The 14274-nt window shown below is 67.7% G+C and carries 15 protein-coding genes; 6 read left to right on the top strand and 9 right to left on the bottom strand.

What is annotated here, in order from left to right; translation table 11 throughout:
• Window positions 1-241: 241 nt before the first annotated feature.
• Window positions 242-850, bottom strand: coding sequence for a dihydrofolate reductase family protein (locus ACTDI4_RS17250; protein ID WP_442842312.1), 609 nt, complete (start codon window positions 848-850; stop codon window positions 242-244).
• Window positions 851-933: 83 nt separating this feature from the next.
• Complete coding sequence (locus ACTDI4_RS17245) at window positions 934-2301, bottom strand: Nramp family divalent metal transporter (protein ID WP_442842311.1); 1368 nt, start codon at window positions 2299-2301, stop codon at window positions 934-936.
• Window positions 2302-2540: 239 nt separating this feature from the next.
• Between ACTDI4_RS17245 and mntR the strand changes: the two genes are divergently transcribed.
• On the top strand, window positions 2541-2990 hold the full coding sequence (mntR, locus tag ACTDI4_RS17240) for a manganese-binding transcriptional regulator MntR (protein WP_442842310.1): 450 nt from the start codon (window positions 2541-2543) through the stop codon (window positions 2988-2990).
• A gap of 65 nt (window positions 2991-3055) precedes the next feature.
• On the opposite strand, the gene ACTDI4_RS17235 is transcribed toward mntR, so the two are convergent.
• Window positions 3056-3658: a DUF922 domain-containing Zn-dependent protease gene (locus ACTDI4_RS17235; protein WP_442842309.1), complete on the bottom strand. Its 603-nt coding sequence runs from the start codon at window positions 3656-3658 to the stop codon at window positions 3056-3058.
• On the bottom strand, window positions 3655-4104 hold the full coding sequence (locus ACTDI4_RS17230; RefSeq protein WP_442842308.1) for a GatB/YqeY domain-containing protein: 450 nt from the start codon (window positions 4102-4104) through the stop codon (window positions 3655-3657). The genes ACTDI4_RS17235 and ACTDI4_RS17230 overlap by 4 nt, the downstream gene beginning before the upstream one ends.
• Window positions 4105-4312: 208 nt before the next feature.
• Here ACTDI4_RS17230 and carA point away from each other — a divergent pair, with 208 nt between their 5' ends.
• The 3 genes from carA to ACTDI4_RS17215 are packed head-to-tail and all read left to right on the top strand — an operon-like array spanning window position 4313 to window position 6212.
• Window positions 4313-5509: a glutamine-hydrolyzing carbamoyl-phosphate synthase small subunit gene (gene carA, locus ACTDI4_RS17225; RefSeq protein ID WP_442842307.1), complete on the top strand. Its 1197-nt coding sequence runs from the start codon at window positions 4313-4315 to the stop codon at window positions 5507-5509.
• A 55-nt stretch (window positions 5510-5564) separates the two neighbouring features.
• A complete protein-coding gene (locus ACTDI4_RS17220) occupies window positions 5565-5816 on the top strand; it encodes a type II toxin-antitoxin system RelE family toxin (protein ID WP_442842306.1) in 252 nt (83 codons plus the stop codon).
• 12 nt (window positions 5817-5828) lie between these two features.
• Window positions 5829-6212 carry a helix-turn-helix domain-containing protein gene (locus tag ACTDI4_RS17215; protein ID WP_442842305.1) on the top strand — a complete coding sequence of 128 codons (384 nt, stop codon included), beginning with the start codon at window positions 5829-5831 and terminating at the stop codon, window positions 6210-6212.
• 9 nt (window positions 6213-6221) lie between these two features.
• Here ACTDI4_RS17215 and ACTDI4_RS17210 read toward each other — a convergent pair whose 3' ends face one another.
• The gene (locus tag ACTDI4_RS17210; protein WP_442842304.1) at window positions 6222-7469 is read right to left on the bottom strand and encodes a TCR/Tet family MFS transporter; all 1248 of its coding nucleotides are present in this window, start codon (window positions 7467-7469) and stop codon (window positions 6222-6224) included.
• 96 nt (window positions 7470-7565) lie between these two features.
• Window positions 7566-8504 carry a LysR family transcriptional regulator gene (locus ACTDI4_RS17205; protein WP_442842303.1) on the bottom strand — a complete coding sequence of 313 codons (939 nt, stop codon included), beginning with the start codon at window positions 8502-8504 and terminating at the stop codon, window positions 7566-7568.
• Window positions 8505-8592: 88 nt separating this feature from the next.
• Here ACTDI4_RS17205 and ACTDI4_RS17200 point away from each other — a divergent pair, with 88 nt between their 5' ends.
• Window positions 8593-9162 (top strand): NAD(P)H-dependent oxidoreductase, encoded by a 570-nt coding sequence (locus tag ACTDI4_RS17200; protein WP_442842302.1) that lies wholly within the window; start codon window positions 8593-8595, stop codon window positions 9160-9162.
• A 40-nt stretch (window positions 9163-9202) separates the two neighbouring features.
• Here the strand turns inward: ACTDI4_RS17200 and ypfJ are convergent, their stop codons facing one another.
• From ypfJ to ACTDI4_RS17185, 3 genes are all read right to left on the bottom strand, one after another.
• On the bottom strand, window positions 9203-10132 hold the full coding sequence (gene ypfJ, locus ACTDI4_RS17195; RefSeq protein ID WP_442842301.1) for a KPN_02809 family neutral zinc metallopeptidase: 930 nt from the start codon (window positions 10130-10132) through the stop codon (window positions 9203-9205).
• Between the two features lie 174 nt (window positions 10133-10306).
• The gene (locus ACTDI4_RS17190) at window positions 10307-11491 is read right to left on the bottom strand and encodes an MFS transporter (protein ID WP_442842300.1); all 1185 of its coding nucleotides are present in this window, start codon (window positions 11489-11491) and stop codon (window positions 10307-10309) included.
• Between the two features lie 167 nt (window positions 11492-11658).
• Window positions 11659-13329 carry a Na/Pi cotransporter family protein gene (locus ACTDI4_RS17185; RefSeq protein WP_442842299.1) on the bottom strand — a complete coding sequence of 557 codons (1671 nt, stop codon included), beginning with the start codon at window positions 13327-13329 and terminating at the stop codon, window positions 11659-11661.
• Between the two features lie 428 nt (window positions 13330-13757).
• On the opposite strand from ACTDI4_RS17185, the gene ACTDI4_RS17180 reads away from it, so the two are divergent.
• Window positions 13758-14126, top strand: a complete 369-nt coding sequence (locus ACTDI4_RS17180; RefSeq protein WP_442842298.1) for an RcnB family protein — start codon at window positions 13758-13760, stop codon at window positions 14124-14126.
• The last annotated feature ends 148 nt before the right edge of the window (window positions 14127-14274 follow it).

Below are 14274 nucleotides of genomic sequence, written 5' to 3'. Positions count from 1 at the left end.
GCTCTGCGCAAAACCCCGGCGCGGGAAGGCCCGGCCGGTGCGCAAGGAGATTCAACTGTCAGGCTAGGCGGGCCTTATAGGGGAGGAATCCGGGGGAGGGAACCCCCGCAATCGCGCTTTTGCGCAATGGCTGCGGCTTTGCGGAATCTCGCCAAACCGTACCCCCATCCCTGACCCCTCCGCGCACGGGGGGAAGGGGACACGGAGCCGCCGCGCTTTTCGGTGCGGGTTTGCCAGTTCGTCAGGCGAAGGAGCCGGTGCGGATCTCGCCGCCGCGCTCGTAGGCGGCGATGACGACGCCGGTGGACGAGGTCTGTGACCCGGTCAGCTTGAGCGCTGCCGGAACGGTGCCTTCGCCGAACAGGCGCTTGCCCCTGCCGAGAAGCAGCGGAAACACCATCAGCCGGATCTCGTCGATCAGGTCGGCGCCCAGCAATTGCTGGATCAGGTCGCTCGAACCCTGGATGAGCAGGTCGGGGCCGTCCTGCTTCTTCAGCTCGCGCAGCGCGGCGAGGGGGTCCCTGCCCAGCCATTCGGTGTTCCGCCACGCCAGCGTGGCGGGCTCGTGCGTGGCGACGTATTTGGTCACCGCGTTGAAGGATTTCGCGATCGGATGGTCCTTCGGCGCATTCGGCCAGTAGGCGGCGAAGATGTTGTAGGTGCGGCGGCCGAGCAGCAAGTCGAACGGCTTGTCGAAGGTTTCGCCGACCACCTTGCCCGTCGTCTCATCCGCATAGTGGAACATCCAGCCGCCATAGGCGAAACCGCTGCTGGGGTCTTCCTTCGGGCCGCCGGGTGCCTGCATGACGCCGTCCAGGCTGACGAAGGTGGCTGCCTTGATCTTTCTCATCGCGCGTCTCCTTGGGTATCGCCCGAAGGACGTATCGCCGGAGCCGGCGCCGACATGGCGGCGCAAAAAATGCCGCCCGGCCTTCAGCCGATGCCGGCGAAGGTGTCGTAGAGCAGCTTGAAGTTCAGCGCCAGGATGATGGCCGCCACCACCCAGGCGAGGATGGCGACGCCGCGCGGGATGGCGAAGGAGCCCATCTTGTTCTTGTCGGACACGAATTGCACCAGCGGGATCACCGCGAAGGGCAGTTGCATGGACAGGATCACCTGCGAAAACACCAGAAGATCCGCCGTCCCGTGCTCGCCATAGATGGCGGTGACGGCCACGACGGGCACGATGGCGATGCCGCGCGTGACCAGCCGCCTGGCCCATTGCGGAATGCGCAGGTGCAGGAAGCCCTCCATGACGATCTGGCCGGCCAGCGTGGCTGTGACGGTGGAATTCAGGCCCGAGGCCAGCAGCGCCACGGCGAACAATATGGAGGCGATGGACAGGCCGAGCAGCGGCGACAGAAGCTCGAAGGCCTGGCCGATCTCGGCCACGTCCTCATGGCCGGAGCCGTGGAAGGCGACGGCGGCGACGATGAGGATGGCGGCGTTGACGAACAGCGCCAGCATCAGCGCCACGGTGGAATCCACCGTCGCCCATTTGATGGCGTCGCGGCGGCCCTCGTCGTTGCGCTCATAGGCGCGCGTCTGCACGATGGAGGAGTGCAGGTAGAGATTGTGCGGCATGACGGTGGCGCCGATGATGCCGATGGCGATGTAGAGCATGGCTGGGTTGGTGACGATCTCGGACGACGGCACGAACATGGCATGCAGGATGGTGCCGGCGGGCGGGGCTGCCACGAAGATCTGCACGGCGAAGCAGCCGAAGATGACGATCAGCAGGGCGATGACGAAGGCTTCGAGGAAGCGGAAGCCCTTGTTCATCAGCAGCAGCAGCAGGAAGGCGTCCAGTGCGGTGATGAGCGCGCCGCCGATCAGCGGGATGCCGAACAGGAGTTGCAGCGCGATGGCGGTGCCGATCACCTCGGCCAGGTCGCAGGCGATGATGGCCAGTTCGCAGGCGATCCACAGCAGGAAGGCGACGGGCCGCGGATAGTAGGCGCGGCAGGCCTGGGCGAGGTCGCGGCCGGTGGCGATGCCCAGCCGCGCGGACAGCGCCTGCAACAGGATCGCCATCAGGTTGGACAGCATGATGACGAAGAGGAGCGTGTAGCCGAACTGCGCGCCGCCGGCCAGATCGGTCGCCCAGTTGCCGGGGTCCATGTAGCCGACCGAGATCATGTAGCCGGGGCCGAGGAAGGCGGCCAGGCGCCGCACCCAGGTGGCGCCCTTCGGCACGGCCACGGTGGCATGCGCCTCCGGCAGGCTAGGCCGCTCGCCCCGCTCGACGCGCAGCAGCCGCCACTCTGAGCGTGAGCGGGCTATGGTCTTGGCGTCCTGCATGGGATTTTCCTGCGAGCTGGGGGCAAGCAAGTGTCCTATTTATGCCTGCGCTCAACATTATGCAATAGGCTATGTTTTATTGATGTGGCTTTTTGGCGGGGCGCGCGGGCAAAGAAAGCTCATGGAAACAAGGTAGCCTGTGCTATGAATGTGCAATGCCGGGAATGGGAGACGCCGGCGCGATTTGCCCCCGCCGGGCCGGCGACATTGAAGGGGCGACATTGAAGGGAAGCAGACAATTGGCGCCCAGGAAGGCCCGCATACCGCGCGACGAGCCGCTGCCGGCTGCCGATGTCCATTCGGAAGGCTTTCGGCAGACGCGCCAGGCGCAGCGCAGCGCGCTGGCGGAAGACTATGTCGAGCTGATCGCCGACCTCATCGAGGACGGTAACGAGGCGCGGCAGGTGGACATCGCCGCCCGCCTCGGCGTGGCCCAGCCCACGGTGGCCAAGATGCTGGCCCGGCTGGCGGCCGAGGGGCTGGTCTCGCGAAAACCCTATCGCGGCGTGTTCCTCACCGAGGCCGGCCGGCGCATGGCCGAGGAGGCGCGCATCCGCCACCAGACCGTGGAGGCGTTCCTGCGCTCGCTCGGCGTCAGCGCCGAGACGGCGCGCATCGATGCCGAGGGCATCGAGCACCACGTCAGCGCCGAGACGCTGGCCGCCTTCCGCAGGGCGATGGAGGCGTAGCCGCCGCCCGAATCCGGGGCAGGGGTGGGGGGATATGTTTGGCGGGCATCCGCACGGCCGCAGCCCTACGCCCCATTGACCAGCGCCAGGATCAGCCGGCGGATCGGACCTGCCTCGCCCATTTCCGCGCGGTCGAAATCGCGGCTGCGCTGCCGCTGCGCCTGCGAAAGCTCGCCAAGGCGCTTGGTCAGCACCTGCCTGATCTTCTTGCAACCGGGATCGTCGGCAACCTTGAGCCCGACGCTGTAGGCCTCGATCGCCTCCACCATCTCCTTGATGAAGACGCCGTGCAGCTTCTCGTGCTCGCGCATGCCGGCGATGAAGGCGGCCCATTGTCGCTGCACCGGCGCCGGCAGCTTCTGCGCCGGCTCGGGCACCGTATAGATGATGGTCAGGTTGGGCCGCGCCGCCGCCAGCGTGCAGCCGCCGGCACCGTCGGGCTCGTATTTGCGCGACCAGGTCAGCTTGAAGTTGGTATGGGCGATGGCGCGGCTGCCGTTGGAAAGCTTCGGGCCGCGCTCGCCGATCGAGGTGTAAAGCTCGATGCCGGTCGTGCCCGAAACCGCGTAGGTCTCGACCTTCTCCACCGCCTGCCATTGCGCCCCCGCAGCCGCGGCAGGCGAAACGAGCGAGCCGGCCAGCAGGCAAAGCGCGGCCTTCGCCCTCACGAAAGGGCGGCCTTCACCTGCGCGCTGGCGCGGCCGAAATCCATCTGCCCGGCATATTTGTCGCGCAGGGCCGCCATCACCTTGCCCATGTCCTTGATGCCCGCAGCGCCGGTCTCGGCGATCGCGGCACGGATGGCGGCCTGCGCTTCCGCCTCGTCCATCTGCCTGGGCAGGAACTCGCGGATCACCGCGATCTCCTCGCGCTCCTTGTCGGCCAGTTCCGGCCGGCTGCCGTCGTCGAAGGCCTTGGCCGATTCCTCGCGCTGCTTCACCATCTTGGCCAGCAGTTGCACGATGTCGTCGTCGCTGGCCGCCTCCTTGCCGCCGCCGCGATTGGCGATGTCGCGGTCCTTGACCGCCGCCTGCACCAGCCTCAGCGTCGAAAGGCGCGCCTTTTCGCCCGCCTTCATGGCCGTCTTCACTTCTGCTGCTATCCTGTCGCGCATCCCGGTCTCCTGTCTTTCGTGTGCGCGATAAATATCCGCATGGCGGGCCCGCGGCAATTGACCGTTCCGGCCCCTTCACTTATGTGCAGGTCCTGCAACCACATCGGTTACACGAAAATCGCGCGGGCATACTGCTGCGCGCTTCCTGCCGCGCGGACCGTCACCAGAACGGTTACACAGCGCGGCGCCGCCCTGATGGAGCATCGCCATGGCCACCGCCCCCTGGACCACCGAAGTCCCCACAGCCCTTTTGGTGCTGGCAGACGGCACGGTGATCGAAGGGCGAGGCGTGGGCGCCGCCGGCACGGCCGTGGGCGAGGTGTGCTTCAACACCGCGCTCACCGGCTACGAGGAGATCCTCACCGACCCGTCCTATGCCGGCCAGATCGTCACCTTCACCTTCCCGCATATCGGCAATGTCGGCACCAATGACGAGGACGGGGAAGACCTGAACCCGGCCGCCCGCAACGGCGCCGTGGGCGCCATCTTCAAGGCCGACGTGACCAGCCCTTCAAGCTACCGCGCCGCCGGCCATCTCGACGACTGGCTGAAGCGCCGCGGCGTGGTGGCGCTGTCGGGCATCGACACGCGCGCGCTTACCGCGCTGATCCGCGAGAAGGGCGCGGCCAACGCCGTCATCGCCCATGCGCCGGACGGCCGGTTCGACATCGAGGACCTGAAGCGGCAGGCGGCGGGCTGGTCGGGACTGGTGGGGCTGGACCTCGCCAAGGAGGTCACCTCCGGCCAATCGTCGGTGTGGACCGAAACGCCGTGGGTGTGGAACGAGGGCTATGGCGAGCAGGCCGAACCCACCATGCACATCGTGGCCGTGGACTACGGCGTGAAGCGCAGCCTGCTGCGCCTGCTGGCCGGCCTGGGCGCCAGGGTCACCGTCGTGCCGGCCAGGATGGCCGCCGAGGACATACTGGCCATGAAGCCGGATGGCGTCTTCCTCTCCAACGGCCCCGGCGATCCCGCCGCCACCGGCGAATATGCGGTGCCGGTGATCCGCGACCTGCTGAAGACCGACCTGCCGATCTTCGGCATCTGCCTCGGCCACCAGATGCTGGCGCTGGCGCTGGGCGGCAGCACCGGGAAGATGCACCAGGGCCACCACGGCGCCAACCACCCGGTCAAGGACCACACGACCGGCAAGGTGGAGATCGTGTCGATGAACCACGGCTTTTCCGTGGACACCGCCTCGCTGCCGCAGGGCGTGCGCGAAACCCACGTCTCGCTGTTCGACGGCTCCAACTGCGGCATCGAACTCACCGGCCGGCCGGTCTTTTCCGTGCAGCACCATCCCGAGGCCTCGCCCGGCCCGCAGGATTCGCACTATCTGTTCCGCCGCTTCGCCAACATGATCCGCGAACGCAGGGGCGAGCCGGCGGTGGCGGAACGCTGATCTGTAGCTATATCGCAGCTTGATTTTTTGCGATAATATCGCTATATATCCGCAGGTGAAAACGATCGTCCTGACTCCCGCGGCTGCGCGGGATCTCGACAATCTTCCCGAGGAGCCGCGTCGGCAGGTTTCGGAAGGGTTGATCGACTATGCCGTGAACGGCAATGGCGACGTAAAGCGCTTGTCCGGGCGCGATGGTTACAGGCTGCGCCTCGGCCGCTATCGCGTCATTTTCGCCGAAGACCAGACCACGATCCTGGCGATCTATATCGGCAAGCGCGAAACAACCACCTATCGTCGGAACTGAAAGGACGGCGAAATGAGCGCTCCCCAGATTATCAAGACGCCGGGCGGCGAGGAACTGGTCGTCCTGCCCAGGGCGGACTACGAGGCGCTTCTCCATGCGGCGGAGGAAGCCGCGGAGGACGCGGCCGATGTCGCGATCTACGATGCCCGCAAGGCCGGATTGGGAGAAAGCGAGCCGCTGCCGGCGGAACTTTCGCTCGCCGTGCTGCGGGGCGAAAGCCGCCTGCGGGCGCTGCGCAAATGGCGCGGCATGACCCAGGACGAATTGGCCGGGCGCACCGGGCTCACCCAGGGCTTTCTCTCGGACCTGGAGAGCCGGCGCCGCGCGGCGTCGGCCGAAACCGTCGACAGGCTGGCCCTGGCGCTGGACGTCCCCAAAGCCTGGATCGACGGCTGAGGCAACGCCTCACGCCTTCTGCGCCGCGGCGGCCGGCTTTGCGCCATCCGTGCGCTCCACCTTCAGCACCAGCACCGCGAGCGCCAGCGCCAGGAAGATGCCCGCCAGCACAAAGGGCGCGCCGCCGAACGTCACCGGCGCGCCGGGTGCGGTGAACCAGGCGAAGATGCCGGTATAGAGCAGGGGCGTGATGATGGAGGTGATCGAGAACAGGCTGGTCATGGCGCCTTGCAGTTCGCCCTGCGCCGAAGGCGGCACCTTGGCGGCGGCCAGGCTGCGCAGCGGCGGGTCGGCCAGGGCCTCCAGGCAGGTGGCCCCGACGACCACATACACCATCCAGCCCTGCCACGCCGCGGCATAGCCGAAGGCGGCGAGCGCGGTGAAGACAAGGCCGATCGCGGCGGTGCGCCATTCGCCCAGCCGCGGGATGACGCGCGGCAGCACCAGCGCCATCACCAGCGCGCCGCCCAGGCCGTACAGCCCCAGCGACAGGCCGATCTCGCGCTGGCTCCAGCCGTAGCGGTAGCTGCCGACGAAGGACCACACCGCCGGATAGACCATGTGGCCGAGCGTCATGAGGAAGAACACCAGCCCGATCCAGCCGATGCCGGGATAGGCGCGCATCTGCCTGAGCGCGCCCAGCGGATTGGCGCGCCGCCAGTCGAAGCGGCGGCGGTGCCGCCTTGCCAGCGTTTCCGGCAGCAGGAACCAGCCGACCAGGAAATTGCAGAAGGCGAGCGCGGCGGCGAAATAGAAGGGCACGCGCGGACCGAACTCGCCCAGCAGCCCGCCCAGCACCGGGCCGATGACGAAGCCGACGCCGAAGGCGATGCCGAGCAGGCCGAAATTCCTGGCCCGCGTCTCGTCGGTGCTGACGTCGGCGATCAGCGCCGAGGCGGTCGAATAGGAAGCGCCGCTGATGCCGGCCAGCACCCGGCCGATGAACAGGATCGGGTAGGACCAGGCGATGGCGCAGATGAGGTTGTCGATGGCGAAGGTGAACACCGAGGCCAGCAGCACCGGCCGCCGCCCGAAGCGGTCGGACAGATTGCCGATCAGCGGCGCGAACAGGAACTGCATGGCCGCATAGACGAAGAACAGCCAGCCGCCCTCGATCGCCGCCTCGCTGACGCCGACGCCCGAAAGCTCTTCCAGATAGGCCGGCAGCACCGGCATGATGATGCCGAAGCCGATGATGTCGAGCAGAAGCGTGGTGAAGACGAGCGCGAGTCCGCGCCTGACGAGTGCGGCTTCCATGACGGATCATCCTGTTTCTGTTCCGCCCGGCCGAAGCGGACGCTTCTTATAGGCGCGGCGCTGCGGCGTCACAACCGAGCACGGCGTCGATCGTTTTCATGCCGACATATGCCGCCGGTCGTGGATATGGCCGGACGGGGTGTCGGAAAGAAGCGCCCGCACGACCGCCGCCACATGCCGCACGCCCGCGTCCCGGTCGCGCCGGCTGTGCCAGGCCAGATGCAGCGGAAAGCCTTCCACCGCGACCGGCGGCTCGAATGCGGCGAAACGAGCCTCGGCGCCGGCCGGCACGCAGCGGCTGGGCAGCAGCGCGATCAGGTCGGTGTCTTCCAGCAGCGGCGGAACCATGAGGAAGGAGGGCACCACGATCCCCACCCGGCGCGAAAGTCCGCGCGCGGCCAGCGCTTCGTCCAGCGCGCCGCGCGTCTGCCCGCGCCCGGAGACCAGCACATGCGGATGCGCCAGCCAGCTTGCGAGGCTGAAACCGGCAGCCGCCGGATGCCCCTTGCGCATCATGACCAGGTAGCTTTCCTGCAGCAGCGTCTCGCGGTGCAGGCTCTGGTCCGGCTCCGGAAACACGGAGACCGCCAGGTCGGCCGCGCCCCTGTCCAGCGCCTCGCGCGCGGCGCCGGCGCCCACCCACGGCTCGATGACGAGGTCGATGCCCGGCGCCGTCTGCGAAAGGCGCCGGTGCATCGCGCCCGCGACCACCGAGGCCGGGAAGTCCGACATCACGATGCGCACCGTCTGCCGAAGGGTGGCGAGGTCAGGCTCGGGCGGGTCGAGCACATAAGCCGTCTGGGCCAGCAGCGTCTTCAGCGGCCCGCGCAGCGCCTCGGCCCTGGGCGTCAGCCGCATGCCGCCGCGCCCGCGCGTCAGCAGCGGATCTGAGAACAGGTGGCGGCAGCGATCCAGCGCGCTCGATGCGGCTGGTTGCGACAGGCCGAGCCGCTCGGCAGCGCGCGAGACATGCGCCTCGTCGAGCAGCACGTCGAGCACCACCAGCAGGTTGAGATCGACCGATCTTAAATTCATGAAATCAATAATAACATATATCAAAGATCGATTGGAGTAATTTTGATCGAAGCTTCATCCTCGCGGCATTCCACCAAGGAGAACCGCCATGAAGACCCTGATCCTGCTTTTCCATCCCGAGCCCGCCCGCTCCATCACCAATGCCGCGCTTGCCGAAGCCGCCCGCACCGTCGAGGGCGTGGAGATCGTCGACATGCAGGCGGCCTATCCCGACGGCCGCCTCGGCATGTTCGAGGCCGGCGCCGTGGAGGCGCAACGGCTGCTTTCGGCCGACCGGATCGTGCTGCAGTTCCCGGTGCAATGGTATTCCACGCCGCCGCTGCTGAAGGCCTGGCTGGATGCGGTGCTGACGCGCATGTACTACGTCTTCCACGAGACGGAGGGCGCGCGGCTGGAGGGCACGCCGGTCATGATCGCCGCCACCGCCGGCAATGTGCCGGAAGCCTATGCGCCGACCGGCCAGAACTTGTTTGCGATGGCCGACCTGCTGAACCCGTTACGCGCCGCCGCCTATCGCTGCAGGCTGCCGTGGGCCGAGCCGTTCGTGGTCTATCGCGCCGGCAAGCTGTCGGACGAAGAACTCGCAGGCGAAGCGGCGCGCTATGTCGAAACCCTTAGGGCCTGGACGGCCACGCCGGTGTCCGCGCTGGCGGCGTGAAGACGAAGGCGTAGGGGATCGCGAAGGGCGGGTGCTCGCCTCAGATCGGGTTGTTGAAGGTGTCGCAGTCGGAAAGCTTGCCGCTCTTGAAGCCGGCGGCGAACCATTTCTGGCGCTGGGCCGAGGTGCCGTGGTTGAAGCTTTCGGGCACGACATAGCCCTGCATCTTCTTCTGCAGGGTGTCGTCGCCTATCTGCTTGGCGGCATTCAGCGCATCCTCCAGATCGCCGCGCTCGAGGATGCCCTTCTGGTCGGTGTAGTGGCCCCAAACTCCGGCGAAGCAGTCGGCCTGCAGTTCCACCTGCATCGACATGTGATTGGCGTCGACCTCGCTCATCGACTGGCGCATCTGGTTGAACTTGGGCAGCACGCCGATCAGGTTCTGCACATGGTGGCCCACCTCGTGCGCGATGACATAGGCGTTGGCGAAATCGCCGGAAGCGCCGAACTGCTGCGAAAGCTGCCGGAAGAAGCTCATGTCCAGATAGACCTTGCGGTCGCCCGGGCAGTAGAACGGCCCCGAGGCGGCGGACGCGAAGCCGCAGGCCGAGCGCACCTGGCCGGAAAACAGCACCAGCTTGGGGTCCTGGTAGGTCATGCCGTTGGCCTTGAAGATGCCGCTCCAGACGTCTTCCGTCTCGGCCAGCACCGTGGCCACAAACTGCTTCATCTCGTCGTTGGCGCCCGACTGGTCGCCGGAGGGCGACATGGGTTGCGACTGGGTGATCTGGCCGCTGCCGTCGTCGAGCCCGCCGTCGCCCAGAACCTGCCACGGGTCGATGCCTATGGCCTTCAGCACGAAGAACAGCACGATCAGGATGACGATGCCGGAAATGCCGCCGCCGCCGACGCGGCCGCCGATGGGGATGCGGAACTGACCCGGTCCGCCGCCCAACCCGCCCCCGAGACCGCCGCCCTGGCCGCGCTGGTCCTCGATATTGTCGCTTTGCCGCCGGCCCTTCCAGAGCATTTTCTCTCCTCGCGATAGCTGTTGAGGTCGCCGCACCCGCGCCGCCACGCAAGTAAACTAGGTAGCGCAACGGCCGTTCCAAGTCACAGGCTTTTTCCGGCTCGGCAACGCAAGATTGCAGTGCGACGGGCAACAACCCGGCGCGGCTGTACGGCGCCGGAAAACGGCCGGCATCTACCGCGCGGGAGCGGGCAGGGGCGGCCTGGCGCTGCTGCGCAATTCGGCGGCATAGGAGGCCGTGGCGACCGCGACGGCGACGAAGAGCGCGACGGCGCCGAACAGCGGCAGGGCGCGGTAACCGTAGCCGGCATCGAGCACCGCCGCACCGAGCGAGGCGGCCAGCGCGATGCCCACATTGAAGCCGGCCGGGATGAGCGAGGAGGCGAGGTTGGCGGCATCCGCCGTCCAGCCGAGGATGCGAGTCTGCACCGCCGTGCCGATGGAGAAGTTCAGCCCGCCCCACAAGAAGATCGCCGCCACCATCGGCAGTGGATAGGGGCCGGCCAGATAGAGCGCGACCAGCATCGCGGCCTGTAGCGCCAGCATGACGATCAGCGAGGGCATCAGCTTCCAGTCGGAAAGCCGGCCGCCGGCGAAGACGCCCACCGTGGCGCCGACGCCGTTGAGCAGCAGCACCCAGGGCACCCAGCCGGCGGAAAGGCCGGTGACTTCCTGGAGCAGCGGGGCGATGTAGGTGAAGGGGCCGAATTGGCCCATCATCAGCATCAGCATGACGATGAGCGAGGTCCACACCTGCTGGCGGCCGAGCACGCGCACCTCCTTGCCGAGGCCGGCGGGCGGGCGCGGCGCGCCGACCCGTCGCGGCAGCAGCGCGGCCATGGCGACGGCGGCGGCGATGCCCAGCGCGCCCATCGCCCAGAAGGTGGCGCGCCACCCGAAGGCGTTGCCGATAGCCGTGCCCGCCGGCACGCCGACGATGTTGGAGATGGTGAGGCCGGCCAGGATGAAGGCGATGGCGCGGCCGCGCTGGTGGGGCCGCACGAGACTGACCGCCACCACCATGGCCACGCCGAAGAACGTGCCGTGCGCGACGGCCACCGCCACCCGCAGCGCCAGCATGGAGGCGAAGTCCGGCGCCAGCGCGCAGGCGGCCTGCCCCGCGGTGAACACGGAGATCAGCCCCAGCAGCAGCGTCTTGCGCGTCAGCGCGGGCGTGGCGAGCGTCAGCAGCGGGCCGCCCACGGCGATGCCCAGCGCGTAGCCGGAAACCAGATAGCCTGCCGAGGGGATCGACACGCCGAGCCCGTCCGCCACCTCCGGCAGCACGCCGGCGATGACGAACTCGGTGGTGCCGAAGGCGAAGGCGGCGAGAAACAGGGCAATGAGCGGAAGCGGCATGAGTTCGGCCTGCCAGCAAGGGGAAACGGTCTCAAACCACGGGCGCGGCCCGCAGGCAATCGGGAAATGGTGGATGCGGCCCCGGCCGCGTGAGCCGGGATTCGTTCCGGAGGGAAGACCCGCGCGCCACACGGTCCCGACTGCCTTGCGGCGATGGAAAGGGCCTCTCAGCCGGCCTTCAGGCGCGACTCGCGCAGAAGCCCGTGCTCCTCCAGCACCGGATAGGCGATCGAGGCCAGCAGCGAGTTGATCTGCTTGAGGTCGCGGATGGTGTCCAGGTGGATGGTGCTGGTCTCGACCGACCGCGGGGTGCCGTCGCGCAGGCGCAGGAAATGGCTCTGGCTGGTCTCCTTCTCGCGGTCGCGCAGCCGGTCCTTTTCCAGCACGAGCTGGCGGGCGGTCTCGGTGTCGTGGGAGACCAGCACGTTGAAGGCCATGCGCGCATTGGCCAGCACGGAGGCGTGGAAGGCGGTCAGCTCGCGCCAGCCCTCGGGCGTGAACTCCAGCCCGTGCTCGATCTTCTTGCGGACATGGACGAGCATGTTGCGCACGATGATGTCGCCCACCTGCTCCAGCTTCACGCAGGCCCCGATCAGCTCCTGGCAGCGTAGCGCCTCGGCCTCCGTCAGCGGATTCCTGGTGACCTTGGCGAGATAGAGCTTCACGGCCGCATGACGGGCGTCGACACGGTCGTCCAGCGCGGCCAGCGCCTTGATCTTGGCCTCGTCGGCATCCTCGTAAAGCTCGATGATGCGCTTCAGCATGATCTCGACCGTCTCGCAGATGCGCACCACCTCACGCGTGGCGTTGGCCAGCGCCTGCGAGGGCGTGCCGAGGGCGGCCTCGTTGAGCGCCGAAAGCTCGGCAACCTGAAGCGCGTCGGCCGGCTCCTGCGGGGCGGCCAGCGCCACGAGCCTCTCCGAGGCGCGGTAGACGACGCCCGCCAGCGGCAGGCCCGCCAGAAGGATGATGACGTTGAACAGGATGTGGGCGTTGACGATCTGGTCGGAGGCGGTGGTGCCGATGAAGGCGACGTCCGGCTTGAAGATCATGAACAGGACGAGTATGACGACCGAGCCCATGCCGCGCATGAGAAGGTTGCCGATGGGCACGACGCGCACGGCCGCGTCGGCGCCGCGCGTCAGCATGGGGGCGATGACCGAGGAGCCCAGGTTGACGCCCAGCACCAGCACCACGCCGAGTTCCGGGGTGATGAGGCCGCGGCCGGCGAGCGTGGCCATCAAAAGCACGGCGGCGATGGAGGACTGGAACAGCCAGGTGACGACGGCCGCCAGCAGGAAGGCGGTGACGGGGTCGCCGGAGAAATAGTTGATGATGACCGGCATGAGCTGGCTTTCGCGCAGCGGTTCGGAGGCCTGGCCGATCATCTCCAGCGACAGGATCAGGAGGCCGATGCCGACCAGGATGCGGCCGATCTGGCGCCAGTCGCGCCGCTCGGTGGCCATGAACATGAAGGTGCCGGCGATCAGGCACAGCGGCACCAGCAGCGTCAGGTCGAAGGTGAGCAGCTTGGTGACGATGGCCGAGCCTATCTCGGCGCCGCGCACGGCAAGCTGGCCAGCCGCGCCCGAGACGATGCCGGCGCCGGCGAAGGAGCCGACCAGCAGAGTGACGGCGGTCGAGCTTTGCAGGGCGATGGCAAGCCCCGTGCCCGCCAGCACGGCCATGATCGGATTGCGCATGGTGGCGCGCAGGCGCCGCCGCAGCACGTCGCCATAGGCGCGCTCGACGCCGGTCTTGACCATGCGGGTCGCAAACAGCATCAGCGCCACCGCGCCGGCGAGATGGATCAGGACGATGGAGCCGCTGTCGCTCATGGGCGGCGCGCTCCGGCACGCTGCTTCCCGGAGCAGGAGCCCGTCCCCGGCCTGGCGGCCGCATGCGCCTTCCGGGCGGGCACCGGGCAGAAGAACGGTGCAGGGCGGGCACGGGGCAGGGCGCGAATCATGGGCGGTTACGGGCTTTCAGCTTGGCCAAACAGATTAGCCGGGAAAATGTCCTTGTCCAGTTGAACGCGGCCCTCCACGCGCGACGGCCGATGCCGGAAAAGCGCATGCGCAGCCGCAGCCGGGCGCCGCCGCGCCGGCCCGCCGAAAACGCCGGCGGTGCGGCGGCGGATGCCAAGTCGCTGCAACCGGTTTTCGTAAATATGGATATTCATTACAAAAATGTAAGGTGCCCGTTCAGTTTCGGTTCATGGGCCCGATCGTATTCCTCGCACATCGACAACCGAGGAGTGCCTGAAATGAAACGTCTTGTCCTTGCCGCCGTCGCCGCCTCCATGCTGGCCGCGCCCGTCATGCAGGCGCAGGCCGCGCCGATCGCCGCGCCGGCCATGCCGCAGTCGAACCTGGTGCAGGCCGACTGGAAGAAGCCCAACGACCGTCGCCACATGCAAAGGCCGCCTGTCGTGAAGAAGAAGGACATGCGCAGGTCGCATTGGCAGCGTGGCCAGAAATATTCCGACTGGCGCCGCTACAAGGGCGTGAAGGACTACCACCGCTACGGCCTGAGGCGCCCCGGCCCCGGCCAGCAGTGGATCCGCGTCGGCAACGACTATCTGCTGGTGGGCATGATGACGGGCATCATCGCCGGCATCGCCGCCGCGCACTGACAGCCAAGCCTCCGGTCAAACGAGAAGGCGGCCCCTCCCTGCGGGCCGCCTTTCCCGTTTCCGGGGCCGGCCGGGGCGGTCAGCCCGCCTTCTTGTCGTTCTTCTGCGTTTCCAGCATGTAATACACTTGTAGGCTTCGACTTTCAGC

The sequence above is a fragment of the Mesorhizobium sp. PUT5 genome (assembly GCF_052216645.1).
Lineage (GTDB): Bacteria > Pseudomonadota > Alphaproteobacteria > Rhizobiales > Rhizobiaceae > Mesorhizobium.
Note: the sequence above shows the minus strand (reverse complement) of the source record. Positions and strands in the feature narration are given on the sequence as shown.